The 26,410-nt window shown below is 71.2% G+C and carries 21 protein-coding genes; 9 read left to right on the plus strand and 12 right to left on the minus strand.

What is annotated here, in order from left to right:
- Positions 1-68: 68 nt before the first annotated feature.
- On the plus strand, positions 69-1,034 hold the full coding sequence (locus tag RWH45_RS08590) for a DMT family transporter (protein WP_315994457.1): 966 nt from the start codon (positions 69-71) through the stop codon (positions 1,032-1,034).
- Here RWH45_RS08590 and RWH45_RS08595 read toward each other — a convergent pair.
- The 3 genes from RWH45_RS08595 to RWH45_RS08605 are packed head-to-tail and all read right to left on the minus strand — an operon-like array spanning position 982 to position 2,896.
- Positions 982-1,242, minus strand: a complete 261-nt coding sequence (locus tag RWH45_RS08595; RefSeq protein ID WP_315994458.1) for a hypothetical protein — start codon at positions 1,240-1,242, stop codon at positions 982-984. The genes RWH45_RS08590 and RWH45_RS08595 overlap by 53 nt on opposite strands.
- The gene (locus tag RWH45_RS08600; protein ID WP_315994459.1) at positions 1,239-2,267 is read right to left on the minus strand and encodes a WxL protein peptidoglycan domain-containing protein; all 1,029 of its coding nucleotides are present in this window, start codon (positions 2,265-2,267) and stop codon (positions 1,239-1,241) included. The genes RWH45_RS08595 and RWH45_RS08600 overlap by 4 nt, the downstream gene beginning before the upstream one ends.
- Before the next feature lie 8 nt (positions 2,268-2,275).
- Positions 2,276-2,896, minus strand: a complete 621-nt coding sequence (locus RWH45_RS08605; protein WP_315994460.1) for a hypothetical protein — start codon at positions 2,894-2,896, stop codon at positions 2,276-2,278.
- Between the two features lie 425 nt (positions 2,897-3,321).
- Here RWH45_RS08605 and RWH45_RS08610 point away from each other — a divergent pair, with 425 nt between their 5' ends.
- The 5 genes from RWH45_RS08610 (at position 3,322) to RWH45_RS08630 (ending at position 12,085) form a co-directional block, all read left to right on the plus strand.
- Positions 3,322-6,669 (plus strand): 3-keto-alpha-glucoside-1,2-lyase-like domain-containing protein, encoded by a 3,348-nt coding sequence (locus RWH45_RS08610; RefSeq protein ID WP_315994461.1) that lies wholly within the window; start codon positions 3,322-3,324, stop codon positions 6,667-6,669.
- A gap of 74 nt (positions 6,670-6,743) precedes the next feature.
- Entirely contained in the window at positions 6,744-8,945 is a 2,202-nt protein-coding gene (locus RWH45_RS08615) for an MMPL family transporter (protein ID WP_315994462.1), read from the plus strand.
- Positions 8,946-8,954: 9 nt separating this feature from the next.
- On the plus strand, positions 8,955-10,004 hold the full coding sequence (lplAB, locus tag RWH45_RS08620; protein WP_315994463.1) for a lipoate-protein ligase LplAB: 1,050 nt from the start codon (positions 8,955-8,957) through the stop codon (positions 10,002-10,004).
- Complete coding sequence (locus RWH45_RS08625) at positions 10,001-10,954, plus strand: DNA-methyltransferase (RefSeq protein ID WP_315994464.1); 954 nt, start codon at positions 10,001-10,003, stop codon at positions 10,952-10,954. Before lplAB ends, RWH45_RS08625 begins: the two co-directional genes overlap by 4 nt.
- Positions 10,955-11,101: 147 nt before the next feature.
- On the plus strand, positions 11,102-12,085 hold the full coding sequence (locus tag RWH45_RS08630) for an LLM class F420-dependent oxidoreductase (protein WP_315994465.1): 984 nt from the start codon (positions 11,102-11,104) through the stop codon (positions 12,083-12,085).
- Between the two features lie 90 nt (positions 12,086-12,175).
- Here RWH45_RS08630 and RWH45_RS08635 read toward each other — a convergent pair whose 3' ends face one another.
- The 3 genes from RWH45_RS08635 to galT all read right to left on the minus strand — a co-directional run bounded on the left by RWH45_RS08635 (position 12,176) and on the right by galT (position 16,301).
- Positions 12,176-13,645 (minus strand): carboxylesterase/lipase family protein, encoded by a 1,470-nt coding sequence (locus RWH45_RS08635; protein WP_315994466.1) that lies wholly within the window; start codon positions 13,643-13,645, stop codon positions 12,176-12,178.
- A 320-nt stretch (positions 13,646-13,965) separates the two neighbouring features.
- On the minus strand, positions 13,966-15,129 hold the full coding sequence (gene galK / locus RWH45_RS08640) for a galactokinase (protein ID WP_315994467.1): 1,164 nt from the start codon (positions 15,127-15,129) through the stop codon (positions 13,966-13,968).
- Positions 15,126-16,301 carry a galactose-1-phosphate uridylyltransferase gene (gene galT, locus RWH45_RS08645; RefSeq protein ID WP_315994468.1) on the minus strand — a complete coding sequence of 392 codons (1,176 nt, stop codon included), beginning with the start codon at positions 16,299-16,301 and terminating at the stop codon, positions 15,126-15,128. Before galT ends, galK begins: the two co-directional genes overlap by 4 nt.
- A 50-nt stretch (positions 16,302-16,351) precedes the next feature.
- On the opposite strand from galT, the gene RWH45_RS08650 reads away from it, so the two are divergent.
- Complete coding sequence (locus RWH45_RS08650) at positions 16,352-17,317, plus strand: LacI family DNA-binding transcriptional regulator (protein WP_315994607.1); 966 nt, start codon at positions 16,352-16,354, stop codon at positions 17,315-17,317.
- 49 nt (positions 17,318-17,366) lie between these two features.
- On the opposite strand, the gene RWH45_RS08655 is transcribed toward RWH45_RS08650, so the two are convergent.
- On the minus strand, positions 17,367-17,951 hold the full coding sequence (locus RWH45_RS08655) for a TetR/AcrR family transcriptional regulator (RefSeq protein ID WP_315994469.1): 585 nt from the start codon (positions 17,949-17,951) through the stop codon (positions 17,367-17,369).
- Between the two features lie 68 nt (positions 17,952-18,019).
- Here RWH45_RS08655 and RWH45_RS08660 point away from each other — a divergent pair, with 68 nt between their 5' ends.
- Complete coding sequence (locus RWH45_RS08660) at positions 18,020-19,288, plus strand: MFS transporter (RefSeq protein WP_315994470.1); 1,269 nt, start codon at positions 18,020-18,022, stop codon at positions 19,286-19,288.
- Positions 19,289-19,414: 126 nt separating this feature from the next.
- Here the strand turns inward: RWH45_RS08660 and RWH45_RS08665 are convergent, their stop codons facing one another.
- Positions 19,415-19,831 carry a VOC family protein gene (locus tag RWH45_RS08665; protein ID WP_315994471.1) on the minus strand — a complete coding sequence of 139 codons (417 nt, stop codon included), beginning with the start codon at positions 19,829-19,831 and terminating at the stop codon, positions 19,415-19,417.
- Between the two features lie 96 nt (positions 19,832-19,927).
- Between RWH45_RS08665 and RWH45_RS08670 the strand changes: the two genes are divergently transcribed.
- Positions 19,928-20,893, plus strand: coding sequence for a helix-turn-helix transcriptional regulator (locus tag RWH45_RS08670; RefSeq protein WP_315994472.1), 966 nt, complete (start codon positions 19,928-19,930; stop codon positions 20,891-20,893).
- Positions 20,894-21,020: 127 nt separating this feature from the next.
- Here the strand turns inward: RWH45_RS08670 and RWH45_RS08675 are convergent, their stop codons facing one another.
- The 4 genes from RWH45_RS08675 to RWH45_RS08690 form a co-directional block, all read right to left on the minus strand.
- Positions 21,021-22,346, minus strand: a complete 1,326-nt coding sequence (locus RWH45_RS08675; protein ID WP_315994473.1) for an ABC transporter substrate-binding protein — start codon at positions 22,344-22,346, stop codon at positions 21,021-21,023.
- Positions 22,347-22,422: 76 nt separating this feature from the next.
- A complete protein-coding gene (locus RWH45_RS08680; RefSeq protein ID WP_315994474.1) occupies positions 22,423-23,343 on the minus strand; it encodes a carbohydrate ABC transporter permease in 921 nt (306 codons plus the stop codon).
- Positions 23,340-24,269 (minus strand): carbohydrate ABC transporter permease, encoded by a 930-nt coding sequence (locus tag RWH45_RS08685; protein WP_315994475.1) that lies wholly within the window; start codon positions 24,267-24,269, stop codon positions 23,340-23,342. The genes RWH45_RS08680 and RWH45_RS08685 overlap by 4 nt, the downstream gene beginning before the upstream one ends.
- Positions 24,266-26,329, minus strand: a complete 2,064-nt coding sequence (locus RWH45_RS08690) for a beta-galactosidase (RefSeq protein ID WP_315994476.1) — start codon at positions 26,327-26,329, stop codon at positions 24,266-24,268. The genes RWH45_RS08685 and RWH45_RS08690 overlap by 4 nt, the downstream gene beginning before the upstream one ends.
- Positions 26,330-26,410 lie beyond the last annotated feature (81 nt).

Raw genomic sequence — 26,410 nt, forward strand, 5'->3', positions numbered from 1 at the left:
CCTCAACTTATTCGACGATGAAAAAAGATCCCGTTGTTCTTCAACTTCGCTTTCACGAAGCTGGGCGGGTGGCCCGCCGTGCTCCCGAACTCCTCGTCGATCTCCTCCTTCTCGCCGTCGCGGCCGCATGGGGGGCGAGCTTCCTCGCGGCGAAGGACCTGACCGATCAGGCGGGGGTCGCCTCCGCCGTCGCCCTCCGCTTCCTGGTCGCCGCACTCGCGTTGGCGGTCGTCTGCCTCGTGCGGCGCGAGCGGATGCCGCGCGGCCGAGGCCTCGCGGTCGCCTCTCTTCTCGGCTGCACCCAGGCCGCGGTGATCGGCCTCGAGACCTGGGGTGTGCACCTCACCTCGGCCACCAACGCGGGACTGCTGATCAGTCTCGCCCTCGTCTTCACTCCCGTGCTCGAAAGTGTCGCCGCGCGCTCGTGGCTGCCCCGGTCGTACTTCGTCGCCGCGGTCGCCGCCGTGGCGGGGGTCGCCCTTCTCGTCTCGGGTGGGGGGCTGCGCTCACCCTCCTGGGGCGACCTGCTCGTCATCTGCGCCGCCGTCGTCCGGGCCGTGCACGTCACCGCCAGCGCCCGGCTCACCCGCGGTCGAGGCGACAGCACCACGGCAGTGGTCTGCGTGCAGCTCGCCGTGTGCGCCGCGCTGTCGTCGGCGATCGCCGGGGCCGACCTCCCGCGTGCGATCGGCGGGCTCTCGGCATCCGGATGGGTCGACGTCCTGTTCCTGGGTCTCGTGTGCTCGGTGTTCGCTTTCGTCGTGCAGTTGTGGGCCGTGCGGCGCACGTCGGCGACGCGAGCCAGCATCCTCATGGGCACCGAGCCCGTGTGGGCGCTGGCCGTCGGCGTCATCCTCGGCGGAGAGGCCGTGGGCCTGCCCGGGTGCGTGGGGGCCGCGCTCATCATCGGAGCCTCGTACGCGGGGCAGGCGATCGAGCGCCGACACCGCCGCGCCCTGGTCGCCGAGGCCCCGCGACCGGTCAGGAGCGCGGTGCCGCCGAGGGGCGCACCCACGACCTCGCGGTCGCGCTGACTCCCACGACCACGAGAACGATCGCCAGCCCGATCGAGGCGACGTCGCCGCCCGTGAGGGCGAGATCGTCGACCGGGCCGGCCGGGATCGCGCACCCCGTGACGCACGCCGCGTCGGGGGCGTGCGTGATCTCGACGGTGAGGAGCATCTCGCCCTCGCCGCCTGAGAGCTCCGCGGACCACGTCGACGGCGGCGCGAGCGCGCTCATGACGCCTCGACCGTCTCGCGGCGGCCCTCTTCCCGGGCGCGGGCGATGAGGTCGTCGACCCGGCGCCGCGACCGCCGGCGGCCGGTCGATGCGGCGAGCCCGATCAAGACCAGACCCAGGATCGCGAGCAGGTGCAACCACGGCACGGCCCACACCACGAGAGTCTGGGTCGCGGGCGCGACGACGAGAGACGAATCGGGTACGCCCGCGCTCACCGCGACCTCGACGAACAGCAGGCCGAGCGGCCACGCCGGTCGCGCTTCGCTGCGCACCGCGCGGGATTCGCCGGGGAGCAGCGTGCCGCGGTCGGAGGCGATGGCGTCGACCGTGTCGGTGAGGGCGAGTGCGGTGTTCCCGCTGTTGCGCACCGTGTAGTCGTAGGTCATCGTCCCGGGAGCGAAGAGGTTCCACGAGGGGGTGTAGTCCGCGCGCAGGCCGTCGACCGTGAGCGCGGGTGCGAGATCGCCCGTGACGCGGGTGGAGACCCGGAAGCCGACCCGGCTGTCGACGCCCACGCGGGTTCCGTCGGCGCCGGGCGAGGAGGAGCGGACGGATGCCGCCACCCCGGCCGCGTGATCGCCGGGGGTGGCGTTCTCCGGCACGACGATGTCGAACGTAACGATGCGGGTCTCGTTCGGGGCGAGGGTGACGGTGGGCTGGACGGCGATCCACGTGCCCGCGTCCGCGGACGCGCGATCGGCGGGCAGTATCGTGAAACGGCCGGTCTCGGTGTAGTACCCGTCGGCGGCGGCGAGGGCGAAGGTGGCTTCGCGCTCGCTGAAATTCTTCACCGCGAGGTGTTGGGTGACGCGTTGCCCAGGATCGAGTTCGACCTCGACCACCCGTCGTCCGTCGGGGCCGTCGGCCGCCGACGGCGTCACCGACCAGGTGACGGGGGCATCGGGCGCGGTCGTGGCGGCATCGGTCGTGGCGGCGGTCGCGGGGCTGCTCGACACGACCGCCGCGGCAGCGACGAGGAGTCCCCCCAACAAGGTGGACACCCCTCGCACGGCCGCGGCGCTCATGGATGGCCTCACTCCTCGAGCAGCGTCAGGGTGATGGTGGCCGCGTACGCGCCCGGGGCGACGGTCGACGGTGTCTTCAACAGCAGGTCTGCACTGGCGGAGTACGAGCCGCCTGCGGCGGCCTGTGAGCGGTCGGCGATCGAGAGCAGCTCGGCGTCGACGAAGCCGCCCGTACCGGGGGCGACGGGGTCGCCTTCGGCGACGAGCTGCGTGCCGCCGTCGGGGTTGCCGGAGAGGATCTTGGGGAACCACCCGAACGCGTCGGCCGCGACGATGTCGGGCTGGTCCGCGTCGCCGGTGAAGTCGGTGATGGCTCCCATGACGTACCAGTAGGAGTCGGGGTCGACGTCTTCGGGCTCGCGGGTGTCGGTGACCGTCACGGTGGGGAGGGTGCCGGCGAAGGTACGGTGCGTTCCCGACGACGGGCCCTCCGTGAGCGAGGTGCTGCCGTTCGCGACGGTGAGGGCGAGCACCCCGGGCTCCGCGTCGGGGGCGATGTCGACCTGGACGTCGACGGTGTCTTCTCCGGCGGCGAAAGCGGTGCCGCCCCCGGCGACGGCGAGGATGCCGATGCCGAGCGCGGCGACGCCGATGCGGGCCGAGAGCCCGCCACGCGAGAGAGAGGTCATGAGTACTCCGTTCTGACACCGCGCAGCGGTGGATCGTCGGCGGTCGCCGGCGGGTGAGGTGCGCGATCGAGCACGTCGCGGGAAGCCCAGGAGAGTCTCGTGGCGACGCTGTCACGACTCGGTTCGGCGGGGTCGATGCGACAGTAGTGCGCTCTTCTGTCAGCGTCAAGCAAAAGGTGCCGAGCGAGAGAACAATCTCAGGAGGACTGCGAAGGCGCGGATTCTCGCGAGATTATCCTCCGATGCGTCCTGATCAATACGCCCCGGGTTGCGCTGTCGGGAAACCTGTCAGCATTTCAGAACACCAATCTGTCAAGTTTTGTAGACGTGCCGGCATAAGGCTCCTACGATGACCACCGTCGAGGATGACCCGTGCGATCTGAGCGGTCGTCGTCGCCCTCCGACGACGATCCGAAGGAGCAATGATGCCCGTACCCGCTGTATCGACCGGCCCCCGCCGGCGCAGCACCCGCGTCGCGAGGACCCTCGCGGCCGGTCTCCTGGGCGGAGCACTCGTGGCAACAGGAGCGATCCTGCCCGCCAGTGCCGCCGTCGCCCCCGCCGTCAACACGCCGGCGGACCTCCCTCTGCAAGAACCGGGTGTCACCCTGCGCACCTACATCACCCCGCCGCTGGGCGAGCTCTGCACGCTCAAGTCGGGCCAGACCCCCAACGTCGACAAGAAGATGTCGTCGATCGACTGGCTCACCGACGAGCAGTTCGGCGCTGCGGACAACTTCATCACCCACGCGTTGGCCAATCTCACGGTCGATCGGCCGGGTGACTACACCTTCCGCCTCACGAGCGACGACGGCTCGCGCCTCACGCTCGACGGAACCCTGCTCATCGACAACGACGGCTTGCACGGCGCCGAGTCGGTGGAGGCGACCGCGACACTCGACGTGGGCGTGCACGACCTCTTCGTGGAGATGTTCGAGGCGACCAACGGTCAGCAGCTCACGCTCGAGTGGAAGACGCCCGGAGACACGGCCTTCACCGTCGTCCCCGAGAGCGTGCTCAGCACCGAAGCCGGCGTCGTGCGCGTGACGGCCCCCGGCACCAAGTATTGCGAAGGCAGCAGCGATTCCGCGGGCGACGGCCTGCGCCTCGACGCGGTCAATCCCGATTACACGCTCGTCGACCTGCGGCCCGAGGGATTCACCCCGAAGGTCTCCGGTCTGGCGTTCCTCGGTGACGGCGACCTCGCGGTGCTGACCACCGGATCCGTCAACTCCGGGGGCTGGGACACCTCGACCCCCGGCAAGGTCTACGTGCTCAAGGGCGCGCAGCAAGCCGACGGTCCCGAGGACGTCACGGTCGTCGAGGCGGCCGACGGCCTGCTCAACCCCATGGGCATCGACGTGATCGACGACAAGATCTACGTGTCCGAGCGCTACCAGCTCTCCGAACTCAGCGACGGCGACGGCGACGGCTCCTACGAGACGAAGCGGAAGGTCGCCGAATACCCCTCGGGCAACAACTTTCACGAGTTCGCCTTCGGCCTGATCCACGACGAGCAGAACTTCTACGTCAACCTCTCCGTCGCGATCGACAACGGCGGCGCCACGACCGATCCGCAGCCGGCGAGGAACCGCGGCACCTCGGTGAAGATCGATAGGGCCACCGGCGCCATCAGCTATGTCGCGGGCGGTCTGCGCACCCCGAACGGCGTGGCCTTCGGTCCCGAGGGTGAGCTCTTCGCAATGGACAATCAGGGCGCCTGGCTCCCCGCGAACAAGCTCGTCAACATCAAGCAGGACCGCTTCTTCAACCACTACACGAACCCCGCGGGCCCCTTCGATCAGAACCCCGTGACCCCTCCCGTGGTGTGGATCCCGCAGAACGAGATCGGCAACTCGCCCAGCACGCCCATCATGCTGAAGGACGGGCCCTTCGCGGGTCAGATGATGTTCGGCGATGTGACCTACGGTGGTCTGCAGCGCGCCTTCCTCGAGAAGGTCGACGGAGAGTTCCAAGGCGCGGTGTTCCGCCACTCCGCGGGCTTCGAGGTGGGCGTCAACCGCGTCATCGAGGGCCCGGACAAGTCGCTGTACATCGGCGGAACCGGTGAGGGCGGCAACTGGGGCGAGGCGGGCAAGCTCACCTACGGGCTGCAGAAGCTCGTCCCGAAGGCACAGCGCAGCACCTTCGACATGACGTCCATGAAGGTCGTCGAGGGCGGGTTCGAGATCGAGTACACCCAGCCCCTCTCCGACGAGACGGTCGCGAACCTCGCCTCCGCGTACACGGCCGAGCAGTGGCGCTACCTGCCCACTTCGACCTACGGCGGCCCCAAGATCGATGAGGAGATCCTCTCGCTCACCGGTGCCAGGGCATCCGAAGACCGGAAGACGGTGACGCTTTCGTTCGACGGGCTCAAGGAGGGACGCGTCGTGCACGTGCGCTCGCCGCAGCCTTTCGCCGCCGAGGACGGCCAGAAACTCTGGAGCACCGAGGCCTGGTACACGGTGAACTCGCTGCCGGGCTACGTCTCTCCCGCCGATGAGGGCTGGTACGAAGCCGAGGAGGCGCGTCTGATCGGCGGCGCCAAGTTCGACAACGAGCACAGCGGCTACTCGGGGGCGGGTTTCGCGGGCGGCATGTGGCAGGCGGGTTCCGCGTTCGAGTTCACGGTCTCCGCCGAGACCGCGGGCACCGTTCCCGTCAACGTCCGCTACTCCAACGGCCCGAACCCGGCGCCGGGGACGAAGGACGTGAACCTCTACGTCAACGGCCAGAACCTCGGCAAATGGGACTTCCCCTCGACGGGTGACTGGAAGACGTGGGCGACTGCCACGCGCGACATGCCCCTCGTGGCCGGCGCGAACACCATCGCGCTGAGGTTCGACACAGGCAACAAGGGCAACATCAACGTCGACGTGCTCTCGATCGGCACCATCGACCGCTGCGCTCCGGCACAGGTGGAGGACGGCTACCGCTCGCTCTTCGACGGCACCCTCGCCAGCCTCGAAGCCGGGTGGCGCATGGCCGGCCCGGGCGGATTCGGGCGCCAGGACGACTGCAGCATCCGCGGTCAGGGCGGTCTGGGCCTGCTCTGGTACACAGCCGAGAAGCTGACGGAGTACAGCCTGAAGCTCGACTGGAAGCTCATCGCCGACCACAACGGCGGCGTCTTCGTCGGGTTCCCCGACCCGAAGAACGACCCGTGGGTCGCGGTCAACCAGGGCTACGAGATCCAGATCGACGCGACCGACGCCGCCGACCGCACCACCGGCGCGATCTACACCTTCCAGGGTGCGGATGCCGCGGCCGTCGAGGCCTCGCTCAAGCCGGTCGGTCAGTGGAACGCGTACGAGATCGTCGTGAAGGGGAAGAACATCCAGATCTTCCTCAACGGCACGCTCGTGAACGACTTCACCAGCACGGATCCCGCTCGCGATCTGTCGCAGGGCTTCGTCGGCCTGCAGAACCACGGCGGGGGCGAAGCGGTGTCCTACCGCAACGTCCGGGTGAAGGACATCGACGAGCCGGCGCCCCTCGCGGTGACGGCGTCGGCCGAGGTCAAGTGCGTCGCCAAGAAGGCGTCGGTCACCGCTCGCGCGACGAACACCGACACGGTGCCTGTCGACGTGACGCTGAAGACGGCGTGGGGCGAGAAGGTCGTGACGGGCGTGCAGCCCGGGGCGACGGTGTTCCACACCTTCACGACGCGTCTGGCCGCGGTCCCCGCCGGAGAGACGACCGTCAGCGCGACCGGCGACGGTCGCATCGGCTCGGCGACGGCCGCCTTCGCGGCCAAGAGCTGCGGCTGATCCCCCCGGCACCCTCGGTGGCGGACTCCGTGTCCGCCACCGAGGGCGCTCCCCCTTCTCCCGAAAGCAGAGTGATGCTCTCCCGCCTCGGCCGCCGCGTCAGCCGCCATCGCCTCCTCGTCGTCGCCGCGTGGGCCCTTCTGGTCGTCATGGGCGCGACGCTGGCCGGCGATGTGTTCGACCGCACCGTCTCGGTCGCCGACGCCCCCGCGGGAAGCGAATCGCTCCGCGCGAGCGAGCGTCTCGACGCCCTCGACCCCGAGGGTGAACTCGTCACCGCCGTCCTGCGCGGAGAGGACTTCTTCTCCCCGACGGTGCGCGACAGCGCGACCGCGGTCGTGGGAGCGATCCGCGCCGTCCCCGGCGTCGTCGACGTGACCGACGCCTACACAGCGGGCGGCGCCATCGGCGACGACGGCCGCTCGTCGCTGATCGTGGTCGAGCTCGATCGCGCTCTCACCGGGGAGGCGGCGGTCGCCACGGCATCCGAGGTCTCTGCTCTCCTGCATGCGATCGCCGTACCCGAGGTGCTCGTGGGAGGCCCGCTGCTGGCGGAGCAGGCGTTCGTCGACCGCGCCACCACCGACGCCGCCCTCGGCGAGGGCATCGCGGTCATCCTCCTCATCGTCCTGCTCACGGTCGCGCTCGGCTCGATCCGCATCGCCCTCGTCCCCGTGGTCGCCGCTCTCGCCGCGATCGCGCCGACCCTCGCGGTCCTCGGCGGTGTCGCCCGCGTCACCGATGTGAACGAGTTCGCGGTCAACGTCGTCACGATCCTCGGGCTCGGGCTCGCGGTGGACTACAGCCTCCTCATCGTTCTCCGTCTGCGCGATGAGCGCGCGGGAAACCCGGATGCCGCGGTCGACGATCTCGTCGGCCGCACCCTCGCCGGCGCGGGACGGGCCGTGCTCGTCTCGGGGCTCGCGGTGGGCATCGCCCTCATCGGCATCCTCGTGCTCGGTGACCCCCTGCTCTCCGGCATGGCCCTCGGTGGCGCGGTGGTCGTCGGGTTCGCGACCCTCGCGGGACTCACCCTCGTCCCCGCCTGCCTTTCACTCGCGCTCCGGGCGCTCCCCGCGGCGGGGCAGCGCACCTGGGCACGCCCGTGGGCCCGTCGACCGCGCGCACCGCGCGCGAGCCTGCTCGCACGATCGACCGCGCTGGCGCAACGCCGCCCGACGGTCGTCGCCCTGGCCGCGACAGCGATCCTCCTCGCGCTCGCCGCGCCCGTGGCATCCCTCTCCCTCGACGACTCCGACATCCGCTCCCTCCCCGCCTCCGCCGAAGAGCGCCGCGCGTACGAGGCCAGCACGACCGGGTTCACCGGGATCGGCGTCGAGCCCGTCACGGTGGTGCTCGAGGGGGCGGTGCAGCAGGCCGAGGTCACGGGTGTCCTCGACCAGATCGCCGCCTTGCCCGAGGTCGCCGACGCCGACCTGGTGCAGGGCCTGCCCGCGGAGGTGACGGCGGTCGCATTCACCCCCGTCGGCGACACCGCGACAGGACCCGCCGCGCAGCGCCTCGTCGAGGCCGTGCGGGCGATCGATGCCGCGGTGCCGCTCGCCGTGACCGGCCCCGCCGCGGCGTTGATCGACTCCCGCGACCACCTCCTCGATCGGCTGCCGTGGGCCGCCCTCGTCGTCGCCGCGGCGAGCTTCGGGCTGCTGTTCGCGCTCACCCGGTCGGTGGTGATCCCGGTGAAGGCGCTCGTGCTCGCCGCGCTCACCGTGGCCTCGACCCTCGGGGTCTTGACCGCTGTCTTCGGCTGGGGCTGGGGCGCACCGGTACTCGGCTTCGCGCCCACCGGCACGCTCGATGTCACGACCCCTCTGCTCATCGGTCTGCTGGCGTTCGGTCTGACCATGGACTACGAGGTGTTCCTGCTCGCGCGCATCACCGAACGCTGGCGCTCGCGGGATCGCGCCGCCGACCCCCGCGTCGCCAACGCCGAGGCCGTCCGCCACGGCATCGGCCGCACCGGGCCGGTCGTGACCCTCGCTGCTGCGGCGATCTGCATCGTGTTCCTCGGCTTCGCCTTCGGCGGGCTCGTGGCGATGAAGGAGATCGGCATCGGGATGGTGGTGGCCGCGATCCTCGACGTCACACTCGTACGCGGGCTGCTGCTTCCGGCTCTCATGACCCTCCTCGGTCGCGCGAACTGGTGGCCCGGCGGGCGGTCGGCCCGGCGGTCGTCGTCCGACGACACGGCATCCGTCCCCGTCGTCCGGCCCGGCGCCGAGCACGTGCACGATCGGGGTGAGCCGGTGCGGTCGTAGGCTGGACGCATGCACGGCGAGTACAAGGTCCCGGGGGGAAAGCTGGTCGTCGTCGACCTCGAGGAGCGCGAGGGCCGCATCCACGGCTTCCACCTTGCGGGCGACTTCTTCCTCGAGCCCGACGACGCCCTGGACGACATCGACGCGGCCGTGAACGGCCTGCCCGTCGAGTCCGACGTGCCCACGATCGCGGCGGCCATCCGCGCCGCCCTGCCCGAGGGTGCGCAGCTGCTCGGCTTCACGCCCGAGTCGGTCGCCACGGCCATCCGCCGCGCGCTCGTGACGGCTCCCGGCTGGGCCGACTTCGAGTGGGAGGTCGTGCACGACGCTCCGGTGTCGCCGCGCATGAACCTCGCGCTCGACGAGGTGCTGACCGCCCGCGTGGGCGCGGGGCTCCGCAAGCCCACGCTGCGCCTGTGGGAGTGGAACGAGAACGCCGTCGTGATCGGCTCGTTCCAGTCGCTGCGCAACGAGGTCGACCCCGAGGGCGCCGAGAAGCACGGCTTCGACGTCGTGCGCCGCATCTCGGGCGGCGGAGCGATGCTCATGGCCGCGAACTCGATCGTGACGTACTCGCTGTACGTCCCGGCATCCCTCGTGGCCGGCATGACCTTCGCCGACTCGTACGCCTTCCTCGACGACTGGGTGCTGCAGGCGCTGCGTTCGCTCGGCATCGACGCGGTGTACCAGCCGCTGAACGACATCGCCGGTCCCCACGGCAAGATCGGCGGCGCCGCGCAGAAGCGCCTCGCCAACGGCGGCGTGCTGCACCACGCGACGCTCAGCTACGACATGGACGGCCAGGTGCTCACCGAGGTGCTGCGCATCGGCCGCGAGAAGCTCAGCGACAAGGGCACCGTGTCGGCGGCCAAGCGCGTCGACCCCCTGCGCAGTCAGACCGGCCTGCCGCGGGATCAGGTCATCGACCGCTTCATCCAGACCTTCACGACGCTCTACGGCGCGACCGAGGGACGCATCACCGACGAGGAGTACGCCGAGGCCGAGGCCCTGGTCGAGACGAAGTTCGCCACCGACGCGTGGCTGCAGCGCGTCCCGTGAGCATCGACGCCCTGCCTGACGCCCCCGAACCCGGCCGCGTCGAGATCCACCACGCCGACAACCTGACCGTCACTCCGGCCTACACCGACGGCTCGTTCGCCCTCGTCTACCTCGACCCTCCTTTCAACACGGGGCGTACCCGCTCGAAGGCGGTCGAGTCGGCGACCTGGACGGCGCCGGTCGAAGAGCCTCAGGATGCCGCCGAGCCGGAGCCCGCGGCATCCGTCGACGATCCGAACATGCTGACGTTCCCCGAAGACGAACCGCCCCCGCCGCCGGTGGTGCAGCGCGGCTTCCACGGGCGTGAGTACGCGCGCCTGCGCGGTGACCTGCGCACCTACGACGACCGCTTCGACGACTACTGGGGCTTCCTCGAGCCGCGGCTCATCGAGGCGTGGCGCCTGCTCGCCGACGACGGCACGCTGTACCTGCACCTCGACTACCGCGAGGTGCACTACGCGAAGGTGATGTGCGACGCGCTGTTCGGGCGCGACAAGTTCCTCAACGAGCTCATCTGGGCGTACGACTACGGCGCGAAGACCAAGCGCCGCTGGCCCACGAAGCACGAGACGATCCTCGTCTACGTGAAGAACCCCGCGACCTACTTCTTCGATTCGGATGCCGTGGACCGCGAGCCGTACATGGCCCCGGGCCTCGTGACCGCCGAGAAGGCCGCCCGCGGCAAGATGCCCACCGACGTCTGGTGGCACACGATTGTGCCGACCACGGGCCGCGAGAAGACGGGATACCCCACGCAGAAGCCCGAGGGCGTGCTGCGGCGCATGGTCCAGGCGTCGAGCCGCCCCGGCGACCGCGTGCTCGACATGTTCGCCGGCAGTGGCACGCTCGGGGCGGTCGCGGCTCCGCTCGGTCGTGACGCCGTGCTCATCGACGACAACGCGGATGCCGTGTCCGTCATGCACACGCGCCTGGAGCCGTTCGCGGGCTGACGCGCCGGACCCTCGGGCTGACGCGCCGCGGCCTCGTCGAAGCCCTCCGCTCGTCGCACGCCCCGGCAGTCCCGCGCATCGCGGCCCGCCACGCCGGGTTCCGGCTCGGCCGCCCCCGACGTCGCCGCCCGCGCCTAGGGTGAGCGCATGGAATTCGGCATCTTCGTCCCCCAGGGCTGGCGTTTCGACCTCGTCGGCATCGATCCCTCCGACCACTGGCGCGTCATGAACGCCCTCGCCCAGAGCGCCGACGACGGCCCGTGGGCCTCGCTGTGGGTCTACGACCACTTCCACACCACGCCCGTCCCCAGCGCCGAGGCCACGCACGAGGCGTGGACGCTCATGGCCGCCTTCGCCGCGGCGACCGACCGCGTGCGCCTCGGCCAGATGTGCACGTGCATGGGCTACCGCAACCCGGCCTACCTCGCGAAGGTCGCGGCGACCGTCGACGCGATCTCGGGAGGCCGCGCCGAGATGGGTATCGGCGGTGGCTGGTACGAGCACGAGTGGAAGGCGTACGGCTACGGCTTCCCGCCGATCGCCGAGCGTCTCGGGCGCCTCCGCGAGGGCGTCGAGATCATGCATCAGGCGTGGACGACCGGGGAAGCCACCCTGTCGGGGAAGTACTACGAGGTCGACGGCGCGATCGTGCAGCCGAAGCCGCTGCAGCCCGGCGGCATCCCGCTGTGGATCGCCGGCGGCGGCGAGAAGGTCACCCTCAAGATCGCGGCGAAGTACGCCTCGTACACGAACTTCGGCGGCTCTCTCGAGGAGTTCGACCACAAGTCCGAGGTGCTGAGCGGACACTGCGAGACCCTCGGTCGCGATGCGGGCGAGATCACGCGCTCGACGAACTTCAACACGATCGTCGCCGAGACCGAGGCCGAGGCCGACGAGCGCCTGGCCGCGGTCGTGGCGCGTCTGCGCCCGCACGTGGGGGACGAGCGGGCGGATGCCATCGAGGCCGACTACCGCTCCTCCGACGGTTTCGGCACTCCGGAGCAGATCGTTGAGCGCCTGCGCGAGCGCGCCGACCACGGCCTCGGCTACGCGATCCACTACTTCCCCGAGGCCGCGTACGACACCTCCGGCATCTCGCTGTTCGAGCGCGAGGTGATCCCGCACCTCTGACCCGGCGGCAGAGGGCGTGAGTCGCCGAGATGCGTCGCCTCGACCGCCCGGGAGGCGACGAATCCTGGCGACTCACGCGGGGACGGCGGGTCAGACCAGCGGGGCCACGTCCAGGTAGGCGTCGGGGTCGACCGTGGCGGTGGATGCCGGGGCGCCGAACACCCGTGCCCGACGGGCGGTGGCATCCCAGGCGGGCCAACCGGGGTCGCCGTGCCGCACGAAGGCGACCGCCGCACCGTGCAGCTGCGCCGCCAGGTCGCGAGGAGGGGCGTCGCCCGCGATGGCGGACACGCCCTCGGCGTCGAGGTGGTCGAACCAGAACGGCACATCGAGGCAGTGGCAGGAGAAGCCGATCGAGGGCGAGGGCCACGCGAAGCGGTACACCCAGGTCGCCGCGCCATCCGGGCCACCCGCGCGAGCGCGCGCGGCGCGCAGCACCACCGAACGGATGACGCGGTCCGAGAGGTAGCCGCCGAGGCGCGCGGCGCCCCCGCGCCGCCGTGAGCGCGCGAGGTAGGCGCGCCGACGCGAGCGCCCGAGACCGACCGCGGCGAGGACGAGCGGCACCGGCGCGAGAGCGAGCACGCCGCGGGCGCGGGCGGTGAGCATGGTGAACTCGTCGTCGGTGGCGCCGACCACGAGGGGGATCCCGGCCGACGCTCCCCCCGCGAGGGCGTCGAGCGGCGAACGGGGCAGCAGGTCGCCGTCGACGACGGGTCCGAGCGGCAGCCCGTCGTCGAGCAGCGCCGTCAGCCCCGCCCGCGAGAACCGCCGTTCGGGCTTCTGCGCCTGTCGCTGCAGGTCGAGCAACAGCTCCTCGGGCAGCGCGGCGAGGCCCTCCCGATCGGGCCGCACCCCGGCGAGGGTCGCGAGCCGCTCGGCGAAGCGGCGGGCAGCGGGCGCGGCCACGGCGCCCAGGGCGGGGGAGAGGGCCATCGCTCCGGCGAACAGACCGGATGCCGCGGGGCTCGCGAGCAGGGCCAGCACCGAACCGCCGCCCGCCGACTGCCCGGCGACGGTCACGCGGGCGGGATCGCCGCCGAACGCGCGGATCTCGTCGCGCACCCATTCGAGGGCGGCGATCTGATCGCGCAGCCCGCGATTCGCGGGCGCGCGCTCGATGTGCCCGAATCCGTCGAAACCGAGCCGGTACGACACGACCACCGTGACGACGCCGTCGCGCGCGAACGCGTCGCCGTCGTACCACCGGCTCGCAGGCGACCCCGAGACGAAACCGCCGCCGTGGATCCACACGAGCACCGGGAGGGCGGTATCCGGGGTCGCCTCGAACGGGGCGAAGACGTTGACGTTCAGCGTGGACTCGCCCGGCACGCTCGGCTCGGGGATGAGGGTGATGCCCGTGTCGCCCCGCTGCGCGGTCGCTCCGTAGGCGGTGGCGTCGCGTTCGCCCTCCCAGGGATCGACGGCGACGGGGGCGGCGAAGCGCAACGCCTTCACGGGAGCCTGCGCGAACGGGATGCCGAGGAACACGGCGGTGCCGCCTCGCCGGAACCCGCGCACACGGCCTTTCGACGTCACGACGAGGGGAGCGGCATCCACCCCCCCCATCCTGCCGCCCGGCCCGCTCGCCGACGAGATGCCTCGCGGTGTCCTCCCCGCGGAGCACGCCGTCGGTCGGCACGTGGTCTCCGGAAACGACCCTTTCTCGACGGGTGCCGTGCGGCGCGGGGTGCCGCCGGGCGGCCGGCTGCCCGGCGGCGGCACGCGGCCACAGGCGCCCCGAGGAAACGCGCGCCGGAGGGAGGAACGCCGCGCCACGGCGTTTCCCCCCTCGCTGAAGCGTCTACTTCGGAGGCCACCGACGCCGACGCAGCCCCGCGCCCAGGCACCGCACGAGACAGCACGCCGCGCGACGCGCGTCACGCGTCGCGGCGCGCACCCTCCGAGGGGGTCACCGTGAACACGTTCGGGGCGCGGAACCCGGATGCCGCGAACGCGGCCCGCACGGCATCCGTCGCCACCGGGATCAGGCCGACGGGCATCAGTGCGATCGCCGCGCCGCCGAAGCCGCCGCCGGTCATCCGCGCGCCGAGCGCACCCGAAGCGAGCGTCGTCTCGACCGCGAGATCGAGCTCGGGCACCGAGATCTCGAAGTCGTCCCGCATCGAGGCGTGCGAGGCGACGAGCAGGTCGCCGATCGCGGCGGGACCGTCGGCGTCGAGGGCGGCGACGGTGTCGAGCACGCGCTGGTTCTCGGTCACGACGTGGCGGACCCGGCGGAAGGTGACGTCGTCGAGGATCTCCGCCGCGCGGGGCAGGTCGTCGACCGTGAGATCGCGCAGGGAGTCGACTCCGAACGCGGCCGCCCCGCGCTCGCACGCCTCGCGACGCTCGCGGTAGCCCCCCGTGGAGTGCGCGTGCTCGACGAGCGTGTCGACCACGAGGATCGCCAGGCCCGCGTCGGAGAAGCCGAGCGCGACGGGACGCGTCTCGAGCGTGCGGCAGTCGAGGAAGGTTGCCGCGTCGGCGACGCCGAGCATCGAGGCCATCTGGTCCATGATCCCGGTGGGGGCGCCGACGGCGTCGTTCTCGGCGGTGCGTCCCACCCGGGCGAGCGCGACCTTGTCGAGACCCGCGTTCCACACATCGTTGAGGGCGGATGCCACGGCCCCCTCGATCGCTGCCGACGACGACAGGCCGGCACCCACGGGCACGTCGGAGGCGAGGGCGATGTCGACACCGCGCGGCACGGCATCCGGGGCCTCCCGACGCAGCGCCCACGCCACGCCCAGCGGGTAGCCTGCCCAGTCGAGGCCGCCGGCGGCGATCCGGGCGTCGAGGTCGGCGAGCGAGACCTCCACCGGATCGGGGGCGAAGGTCGAGGTCACGCGGATGACGTCGTCGGAGCGTACCGCGACGGCCGCGGCGGTGCGCTGCGCGATCGCGAAGGGGAAGACGAAGCCCTCGTTGTAGTCGGTGTGCTCGCCGATGAGGTTGGCGCGACCGGGAGCCGACCACACCCCGGCCTCCGGGGCGTCGGTGAGGGTGGTGAGAAGGGTGCGGGCGTCGTCGACGGCGGTCATGCCGTCACCTCCGGAACGGTGTCGAGGGCGGCGCGCAGGCGCTCGGCCTGCGATTCGGGGGTCACGTCGCCGATCCAGGCGCCCATGGCGGCCTCGGATCCGGCGAGGTACTTCAGCTTGTCGGCGGCGCGACGGGGGGAGGTGATCTGCAGGTTGAGGCGCACGGCATCCCGGCCCCGTCCGACCGGCGCCTGATGCCAGGCGGCGATGTAGGGGGTGGGGGTGTCGTAGAGCGCGTCGATGCCGCGCAGCAGTCGCAGGTAGAACGGGGCGAGCTCGTCGCGCTCGGCGTCGGTCGTCTCGGCGAGGTCGGCGACGTGGCGGTGCGGGAGCACGTGCACCTCGATGGGCCAGCGCGCGGCGAAGGGGACGAACGCGGTCCAGTGCTCTCCGCGCAGCACGACGCGCTCGCCGCCCTGCTCGAACTCCAGGATGCGCGCGAACAGGTCGATCGAGGTGCGCGAGATCGTGTCGAGCAGGCGGTGCGTGCGCGGGGTCACGTACGGGTAGGCGTAGATCTGCCCGTGCGGGTGGGGGAGCGTGACCCCGATCTGCTCTCCGCGGTTCTCGAACGGGAACACCTGACGGATGCCGGGCAGAGACGACAGCGCCGCGGTGCGGTCCGCCCATGCCTCGATGACGGTGCGGGCGCGGGTGCGCGAGAGCGAGCCGAACGACCCCTCGTGCGCGGGGCTGAAGCACACGACCTCGCACCGGCCGACCGAGGTGCGCGTGCGGCCGAGGCCGAGGTGCTCGAGGTCGTCGTCGCCGCGCGGCGGGTCGACGGCGGCGGGGGCGTCTCCGATGGCGGCATCGAGCGCCGGGCCGAACGAGGGCGACTTGTTCTCGAAGACCGCGACGTCGTAGAGCGAGGGGATCTCGGACGGGTTGGTCGGCGTCTGCGGAGACAGCGGGTCGAGGTGGGCGGGGGGCAGGAACGCCCGATTCTGCCGATTGGATGCCACGGTGATCCAGTCACCGGTCAGCACGTCCTGCCGCATGGTCGCCGTCGTCGGCCGCGGGTCGAGGGTGCGGGCGTCGACCGCGCGCTCGGCGCCGAGCGTCGTGTCGGGGTCGTCGAAGTAGATGAGCTCGCGTCCGTCGGCGAGGCGGGTGGGCCGCTTGACGACGCCGGCGCCCAGGGGCTCCGCGGTGAGGCTGTCCGTGTTCACGATAACACGCTACATCCGGGCCGTGATATCGTCAACATCGAGGGGGCGTGATGCGCGTATCCATGGCCGATGTGGCCGAGAGGGCCGGAGTCTCGGCGCAGACCGTGTCGCGCGTGGCCAACGGCAGCCCCCGCGTCGACCCGGCCACGCGTGCCCGCGTCGAGAAGGCGATGGCCGACCTCGGGTACCGCATGCACCGCGCCGCCCGTGCGTTGCGCACGGGTCAGACCTCCACTATCGGTCTCGTCGTGTCGACCCTCGCATCCGTCGGCAACTCCCGCATGCTCCAGGCCATCTCCGAGGCCGCCGCCGCCCGTGACTATGCGCTGGCCGTGGTGACGGTGGGCGAGCGCGGTATCCGCGACGCCTTCGCGCGGCTGCGATCGCAGGGCGTCGACGGGGCGGTGGTACTGAACGAGGCGACCGAGCTCGCCCGCGACGTCGACCCGCCCGCCGACCTCCACGTGGTCGTGGTCGATTCGCCGCCCGACGCGCGTTTCTCGATCGTGCAGACCGACCACGCCGCCGGCGCCCGCGCCGCCACCGCGCATCTGCTGGCGCTCGGCCACGACACGGTGCACCACCTCGGAGGGCCGCGCGGTTCGTTCGCCGCGGCCGAGCGCGAACGAGGATGGCGCTTCGCGCTCGCCGACGCCGGGCTCGTCACCCCCGAGCCGGTCCGCGGCGATTGGACCTCGGCATCCGGTCATCGGGCGGTGTCGCACCTGCTCGAGGCGACGGCGATCTTCGTCGCCAACGATCAGATGGCGCTCGGCGCGCTGCGGGCCCTCGCCGATGCGGGGCGGCGCGTTCCCGAAGACGTCTCCGTCGTCGGCTTCGACGACATCGCGGATGCCGCCGAGTTCCGTCCACCCCTGACCACGGTGCGCCAAGACTTCGACGCCCTCGGTCGGCGCGCCGTCACAGCGCTCGTCGGTGCGATCGAGGGAGGGGAGCCGATCGCCGAGACGGTTCCCCCGTCGGTGGTCGTGCGCCGGAGCACCGCCCAGGCCTGACGCGCGCCGGGGTCGGGGGCCCCGGGTGTGCTCCCCGGGGTGTGCACCGTCAGCGCGGCTCGCGCCAGCCCTGCTCCAGGAGGTGGAAGCCCGCCTCGATCGTCGCCGCGGCGTCGTCGTGCTCGAACGCGAGGATCTGCAGCTGCAGCACCATCCTCGCGTAGACGCGGGTCTCGGCATCCGGCTCGCTCTGCCCGGTCGTCGCGGCGATCGCCGCGGCGAGGGCGTCCTCGTGACGCAGCCACATGCGGGAGGCGTAGTCGCGCAGGGCGGGGGTGCCGGTGATGAGCTGCATGAACTGGCGGCGGTGCTCGCCGGTCGGGTCGAAGGCGAGGCCGATGAGCTCGCGGCGGTAGAGGTCGCGCAGCGCCTCGGACACGGTGGTGCCGGGGGTGCGGTCGCGCACGGCGGCGACGAGTAGATCGCGCTGCGCGTCGTCCTCGTCGAAGACGAGCGCCTCCTTCTGCGGGAAGTGCGCGAACACGGTCGTCGGGGAGACGTCTGCGGCGTCGGCGACCTCGCGGATGCTGACCTCGTCGAACCCCCGCTCCACGAAGAGCGCGGTCGCGGCGTCGGAGATGGCCTTGCGGGTGGCGGCTTTCTTGCGCTCGCGGCGCCCGACGTCGGTGCTCATGCGGGCAGTCTACCGGAATAGGTCCATAACTGTATTGACAATAAAACTGGTACGAGTACAGTTACGGCGTGACTTCGCTTTCCTCCACCCCCGTCCCCGGCCGCCGCGCCTGGGTGATGCTCGTCGTCATCACGACGCTCACCACCGCCGGCATGACCGTCGTGCTGCCGGTACTGCCCTTCGTCGTCCTCCGGTACGTGTCGAACCCCGCCGATCTCGCCGTATGGGTCGGCATCCTCGAGACCGTCAATGCGCTCTGCGCGTTCCTCGTCGCGCCTTTCCTCGGCCGCATCTCCGACCGCTTCGGGCGTCGCCCCGTCATCATCGTCGCCGGGTTCGGAGCAGCCCTCGGCTTCCTGCTCTTCGGTATCGGGGGCGCCCTCTGGGTATTGCTGCTCGGACGCATCGTGCAGGGCGTGACCGCCGGCGACCTCCCCGCTCTCTTCGCCTACCTCGCCGACATCACCCCGCCCGAGAAGCGCGCTCGCCGCTTCGGCATCCTCGGGGCGACGGCCGGCATCGGCACGATGGTCGGGCCCGCCCTCGGCGGCACCCTCGCCGCGATCGACGTCGACCTGCCGGTGTTCGTCACCGCGGGTCTCGCGCTGACGGTGGCGATCCTGAGCATCTTCCTGCTGCCCGAGAGCCTCGCCCCCGACCGGCGGATCGCCTCTCTCGAGCTGCGCGCGGTGCACCCCTTCGCGGTCTTCCGCGGCGTCTTCCGTCGACCCGAGCTCCGCGGGCTCATGGTCGGCCTCATCCTCGTGGGCCTTCCGTTCGGCTTCTTCGTCAACAACTTCAGCGTGCTCGCCCTCGATGCGATCTCCTGGAGCCCCACCGCGATCGGTCTGCTCACCGCGTGCGTCGGCATCATCGACATCGCGATCCAAGGGGTGCTGCTGGGCTTCCTGCTGCCGCGCATCGGCGAGCGCGGCGTCGTGGTCAGCGGGATCGTCGCGCAGGCGGTCGGACTCGTCGCCCTCGCCGGGGTCGCGTCGCTCCTGGCGCAACCGTGGCTGTTCGTCGTGGGCGCGCTGACGCTCGCCGCGGGCCAGGGGGCGGCGCAGGCCACCATGGACGGATTGCTCTCCAACGCCGTCGGCGACGACGAGCAGGGCTGGATCGCGGGTGCCGCGCAATCTCTCAATGCCGCGGTCGGGACGGTCGCGCCGCTGATGGCGGGACTGCTCTACGCCCACGTCGCCCACGCGGCACCGTACGTCCTGGGCGCGGCGCTCATGATCGCCGCCGCCGCGGTGGTCGCGAAGGCGCGCTTCGCGAGTCCGTCGCTGCGGGCGACGGCGGATGCCGTCGTGCCGGTGCCGATCGCGGAGTGAGCCGACCCGTCATCCGTCGCGTTCGGGGTGTCGAGCCGCCGCTCAGGTGTCGCTGCGTCGGAGAGTGCCCGACGCAGCGACATCCGAGCCGCGGGGCTGGTCCTGCCGAGCCCTGCCGGCGATGGCTCAGCCGTTCCAGGGGGCGATCACGTCGATGATCCACACGACGCCGAAGCGGTCCACGAGCTTGCCGTACAGCGGCGAGAACGCCGACGGTCCGAACGGGGCCAGGATCTCGGCATCCTGGCTCAGTCCTTCCCATGCGGCGCGCACCTCGTCGGCGTCGTACCCGCGCAGCGCGAGGTAGAAGGGGTTCGCGCCCCGGTCGTAGGCGAGCGAGCGCTGGATGTCGTACGCCATCACGTGCACGCCGCTGGGCGCGACCATCTCGCCCCACACGATCTGCTTGCGCTGCTCGGGAACTTCGGCCGTGTCGCCGTAAGGGACCGCCGTGACGGTGCCGCCGAACACCTCCGCGTAGAAGGCGAGGGCGTCGGCCGCGTGGCCGTCGAAGTTGACGTGGAGGGTGGTGGTGAGGGTCATGTCGATTCCTGTCTGACGCCGGGAGGTTCCGGATGCCCTGACTCTCCCGCGCATTGCGGACAGGGATGGTCCGCAATGCGACGCAGAATGGATGCCATGCCGGAGACCTCCGCTCCCTCGACCTCGCGGCGGCTGCTGTCGCTGCTGACCGTTCTGCAGTCCCGCCGCGACTGGTCGGCGGCCGCGCTCGCCGGTCGTCTCGACGTGAGCGAGCGCACGATCCGCCGGGACGTCGACCGCCTCCGCGAACTCGGGTACGACATCGATGCGACGCGCGGGCCCGCGGGCGGCTACCGCTTGCGCGCGGGGGCGCATCTGCCGCCCGTGGCCTTCGACGCGGATCAGGCCGTCGCCGTCGCGGTCGCGCTGCGGGTCGCGGCGTCCGCGGGCGGTCCCCTCGCCGACGCCGCCGATGAGGCGCTGAGCGTCCTCTCGCGCCTGTTGCCGGCGCCGCTGGGGCGTCGTGCGCAGCGCTTCGCGGTCGAGGTGATCGCGCCGGCGGGTGCGGTCGGCGTCGACCCTTCCGTGCTCGGCGCGATTGAGGCGGCCATCGAGGCAGCGGAGGAGGTGCGCTTCGACTACTCCGGCTCGGAGGGGCCTGCGCGAGTGACCGAGCCGCACCACCTGGTGTGGTCCTCGGGACGGTGGTACCTCATCGGCTTCACCCCCGAGCGCGCCGACTGGCGCATCTACCGCGTCGATCGGATGACGCTGAAGACCCATCGCGGCCGCCCGTTCCCCCGACGCGCGCTGCCCGGCGGAGATCCGGTGCGCTACCTCGAGGGGCGGTTCCGCGGGGGCGACGCGACGGGACGCTGGCCCTGCCGGGGCGAGATCGTGGTCGCCGCGGAACGCGACGATCTCGCGCCCTACGTGGGGGACGGCAGTCTCCTCGCCACCGATGACGGCCGCACCCGCGTGTCGCTGGGCTCGTGGTCGTGGGGTGCCCTCGCCGCGGAATGCCTCCGGTTCGACCGGCCGATCGCCGACGCCCGCCCGGACGCCCTTCGCGCGGCCCTGGTCGAGGCAGCGCGGCGAGCCGAGGCCGCGGCGGCGTCCTGATCCCCCACGCCGCTTTCCTCCCCGCTCCGCTCTCACCCCTCACCCCGCCCCACCGCGGCGGGATCCGGAAACGCAGGACGCCCGCGGATGCCGGAGCATCCACGGGCGTCGCCGGAAGAAGGAAGCGTTACTTCTTCACGGGGATGGACTGCGACTCCAGGGCGCCGATGGTGGCATCCTGGCCCTTCTGGAGGGCGTCGGCGAGCGTGCCGCTGCCGCTGACCGCGGCCTTGAAGCCGTCGGAGACGTCGGCGTAGGTCTTCGTCATGGTCGGGCCCCACACGAAGTCGGGCGTCACCTCGGTCGCGGCCTTGGCGAAGACGTCGTAGATCTTCTGTCCGCCGTAGAATTCGACGCCCTGCGTGAGCGAGGGGAGCTTCAGGCCCTCGGTCGTGGCGGGGTAGATGTTGGCCTCTTCGTTGAGCACCGTCAGCGCCTCCTCGGAGGTGTTCAGCCACAGAGCGAACGTCGTCGCCTCGTAGGGGTGCTCGCTGCCCTTGAGGACGGCGATCGACGATCCGCCCCAGTTGCCCGACACGGCGTCACCGGCGTTCCACTGCGGCAGGTCGGCCACGGCCCATCCACCCGCGGTGTCGGGAGCGCCGCTCGAGATCGAGTTCGCGCCCCAGACGGCGGAGTTCCACGTCCAGACCTGGCTGGAGTTGTAGGCGTTGTTCCACTCGTCGGTCCACGCGGGGTAGGTCGAGACGAGGTCCTGGTCGATGAGCGACTGCCAGTAATCGGCGACCTTCTCCGACGCCGGGTCCGTGAGCGAGACGGTCCAGCCGTCCGCGTCGTTGCCGAACCACTGCCCACCGGCCTGCCAGACGAAGCCGGCGAACTGGTTGATGTCGGACTGCGAGAAGTTGGTGATGTACCCGCCGAGCGCGCGGATCTTCTTGGCGGCCTCGGTGTACTCGTCCCACGTGGTGGGGATCGCGATGCCGTTCGCCGCGAAGAGGTCCTTGCGGTAGAACAGCGCCATCGGGCCGATGTCCTGCGGGATGCCGTACACGGCGCCGTCCTCGCCGAGGGCGACCTGGTTCCACGCCCAGCCCACGAACTGGTCCTTCGCCGCGACGACGTCGGAGCAGGCGGCGATGTTCTCGACGCCGTCCTGCACGAGGAAGTTAGGGAGGGCGTCGTACTCGATCTGGCCGAGGTCGGGGGCGTTGCCCGCGGCGATCTGGTTGAAGAAGTTCTGGTACGTGCCGTTGTTGCCGTTGGGGCCGGTCTGCACCTTGACCTGGATATCGGGGTTCTCGGTGTTCCACAGGTCGACGGCCTTCTCGATGCCCGGGATCCACGAGGTGAACTCGAGGGTCACGGGACCGTCGGCGGGGGCGCAGTCGGCGGCCGCGGCGCCGTCGCCGCTCCCGCTTCCGGCGCAACCGGCGAGGAGCAGAGCCGACAGGGCGACGCCGGATGTCGCCGCGAGGATTCTGTGCTTCATGGGGATGCCTCTTTCTCTGGGTGCCCGGACGCGCCGTTTGCGCCCGGGGTGGGGGCGGCCGCAGCCGCCGAACGGATCACTTCAGCGCGCCGGTCCCGAGACCGTTGCGCCAGAAGCGCTGGAGGAGCAGGAAGATGACGATGAGGGGGATGACCGACAGCAGGGCGCCGATCAGGACGAGCCCGCGCAGTTCGGGGATCTGGTTGAGCTGGTTGTTCCAGCCGTAGAGCCCGAACACCACGGGGAACAGCTCCTCGCTGCGCAGCATGATCAGCGGCAGGAAGAAGTTGTTCCAGATCGCGACGAACTGGAAGAGGAACATCGTGACCAGTGCCGGACTCATCAGCCGCAGGCTCACGGTGAAGAACGTGCGGATCTCTCCGGCGCCGTCCAGTCGGCTGGCCTCGAGCAGCTCGTCGGGCACAGAGGATGCCGCGAAGATGCGCGCGAGGTACACCCCGAACGGGCTGACGAGCGAGGGCAGGAACACGGCCCAGAAGGTGTTCGTGAGCTGCACCTGGCTGAAGATGAGGAACAGCGGCAGGGCGAGCGCGGTGGCCGGCACCAGGACACCGCCGAGCACGACGTCGAACACGAGCTCGCGGCCCGGGAAGCGGTACTTCGCCAGCGCGTACCCGGCCATCGCGGCCAGGAGCGTCGCGACCGCTCCGCCGAGGCCGGCGTACAGCAGCGAGTTGCCGAGCCAGCGCAGGAAGATGCCGTCGCGGTAGGCGAACAGATCGCCGATGTTCGACAACAGCCGCATGTCGGCGAACCACAGGGGGTTGGTGGTGAGGATGTCGCCCGTGCTCTTGCTCGAGGCCACCAGCAGCCACCACAGCGGCAGCAGGAAGTAGACCGTGAAGACGGCCATGACGAGCATCGCCGAGGTGCGCGAGACGAGGGGCTCGCGCACCGCGCCCGAACGGGTCGCGCCGGAGCGGGGGCCGCCCGCGCGGGGGCCGAGGGGGCGTCGGGAGGTGGTGACGGCGCTCATGCGTTGCCCTTCTTCTGCATCCACTTCATGAAGCCGAACGACAGCACGAAGGTGGTCACGGCCAGCACGACCGAGAACGCCGCCGCGAGATTGGCGTTGGGGATGGATGCCGTGGCGTAGACGGTCATGTTGGGAGTGAAGGTGCTGGTGACCGCGGAGCTGAACGAGCGGAAGACCTGCGGCTCGGCGAGCAGCTGCAGCGTGCCGATGATCGAGAAGATCGCGGTCATGACGATCGCGGGCCGCACGAGCGGGATCTTGATCGACCACGCGATGCGGAACTGCCCCGCACCGTCGAGGCGGGCCGCCTCGTAGATCTCACTGGGGATCGACAGCAGCGACGAGTAGATGATCAGCATGTTGTAGCCGACGTAGACCCACGTGACGACGTTCGCGATCGACCACAGCACGAGGTCGGCGCCGAGGAAGTCGACGTTCCTGGTCAACGCGGTGAACGGCGAGAGGTTGGGCGAGAACAGCGAGCCCCACATGATCGCCGCGATCACACCGGGGACCGCGTACGGCACGAAGAAGGCGAGACGGAAGAACCGCTTGCCCTTCAGCAGCGGCGAGTCCAGCAGCAGCGCGAAGATCAGCGCGAGGCCGAGCATCACGGGCACCTGCACGACGCCGAACGCGAGCATGCGCAGCATCGACGCCCAGAACGCTTCGTTCTGGAAGACGAGCGCGTACTGCTGGAGCCCGCCGAAGACGAGTTCGGCCTTGCCGAACGTGCCCTCGCGGCGCACCACCAGAAGGGACTGCACGATGGCGAAGACGATCGGCAGGACGTAGAAGAGGACGAACAGCACCGCGAACGGCGCCAGCAGGACGACGATCGCGCTCTTGAAGGGCACGCGCGGTCGGCGCGGCCTCGGGGCGCTCGCGCGTTCGGCCCGCGCGGGAGCGGGAGCGGTGGTGGTCACGAGGCCTCCTCGATGATGCGGACGGCACCGGCGGCGACGGTGACGAGACCGTCGACGCGCTCGCCGGTGAGCGCGTCGCGTCCGTGCGCCGCGATCTCGACCGACTCGGTGGTGTGGTTGATGACGAACGTGAAGGCGCGGTCCCCGCCCGCCCGGCGCACGACCTCGACCCCGGTGACGGCGTCGAGGGTGCGGATGCCGGATGCCGCGGCGATGCGCAGGAGGAGGTCGCGGTAGGCGTCGGCCGACGGGAGCGTCGCCAGGTACCACGCCGAACCGTCGCCGACCGCGCGGCGGGTGCGTGCGGGGAGCCCCGCCGCAGGACCGTCGACGAAGCGCGCGTCGATCTCGGCGTCGACCGTGCGCAGACGCTCCGACCACACCGAGCCGGTGCTGCCGTCGTCGAGCGTGACGACCTGCGCGGGCCCCAGCGGGGCGAACTCCTCCGACACGATCCCGAGCAGGTCGCGGAAGGCGCCCGGGTACCCGCCGAGCCGCACCCGGTCCTGCTCGTCGACGATGCCGCTGGCGAAGGTGATGACGACGGTGCCGCCGGCCTCGACGAATCGCGACAGGCGATCGACGTCGGCATCCCGCACGAGATGGAGGGCCGGGACGACGATGAGACGGTAGGCGGAGAGGTCGGCGCCCGCCGAGACGACGTCGGTCGAGATCCCGGCGGCGGCGAGGGCCCCGTGCGCGGCGTGCACCTGGTCGAGGTAGCGCAGGTCTTCGCTCGGGCGGCCCTCGTTCTCGAGCGCCCACCAGCTCTCCCAGTCGAACAGCACGGCCGCGTCGGACGCGACGCGCGTCCCGGCGACGGGCTGCAGCGCACGCAGGGTACGGCCGACCTCGAGGACGCTGCGCCACTGCGCGGTGTCGGTGCCGGCGTGGGGGAGGAGGGCGGAGTGGAACTTCTCGGCGCCCTGGGCCGACGCGCGCCACTGGAAGAAGCAGATGCCGTCGGCGCCGCGCGCAACGTGCGAGACGACGTTGCGCAGCAGCTCGCCCTCGCCCTTGGCGAGGTTGTGCGGCTGCCAGTTCACCGCGCCGGTCGAGGTCTCCATCAGCAGCCACGGGGTGCCCGCGGCGATGCCGCGCGTGAGATCGGCCGCGAACGAGAGCTCCGCGATCGGGTCGGCGAGTCGCCGGTCGAGGTAGTGGTCGTTGGCGATGACGTCCATCTCGCCGGCCCAGGAGAAGTAGTCGAGCGCCCGGATGTGCGCGGTGACCATGAAGTTGGTGGTGACCGGGGCTGCGCTGCGCGCGCGGATGATCTCGGCTTCGGCGCGGTACAGCTCGAGCTGCTGGTCGGAGGAGAAGCGCTGGAAGTCGAGCAGCTGCCCGGGGTTGCGCAGCGACAGCGCGGCCATCGGCGGGAGGATCTGCCCCCAGTCGCTGTAGCGCTGGCTCCAGAACGAGGTGCCCCAGGCGGTGTTGACGGCTGCGACGGTGCCGTACCGGGCGCGCAGCCAGTCGCGGAACGCCGCGGCGCTGGCCTCGCAGTAGCACAGGGCGTTGTGGCATCCGAGCTCATTCGAGACGTGCCACATGGCCAGGGCGGGGTGGTCGGCGTAGCGCTCCACGACGCGCCGGCTCAGCTCGGCCGCGTAGCCGCGGAAGACCGGGGAGCTCGGGCAGTACGCCTGGCGGCCGCCGGGGAAACGCCGTGTCCCGTCCTCGGCCACGGGCAGGATCTTGGGATGCCGAGTGGTCACCCAGGGGGCGGGCGAGGCGGTCGCGGTTCCGAGGTTGACCCGGATGCCGTGCGCGTGGGCGAGGTCCATGACCTCGTCGAGCTCGTCGAAGTTCCAGATGCCGTGGTCGGGGTTGATCCAGGACCAGCCGAAGATGTTCACGGCCACGAGCCCCACGCCCGCTTCGCTCATGAGGCGCATGTCGTCGTCCCACACCGCGCGGTCCCACTGCTCGGGGTTGTAGTCGCATCCGAACACGAGGCCCTCGCGGGTCAGGGCGTCCAGCGCGGCGCCCGCGCGGGTCGGGTCGGTCGCTCGGTCGCTGTCGCGATCGAGCGGGGCCAGATGATCGACGGCAAGCATCCGGTGGGCGCTCCTTTGCGGGGTTCTGTGAACGTGCACACACCGGAGATGCAGAACATCGAACGAGGATGTGTGAACGTG

The sequence above is a fragment of the Microbacterium galbum genome, from assembly GCF_032464915.1.
GTDB classification, from domain to species: Bacteria; Actinomycetota; Actinomycetes; order Actinomycetales; family Microbacteriaceae; genus Microbacterium; species Microbacterium galbum.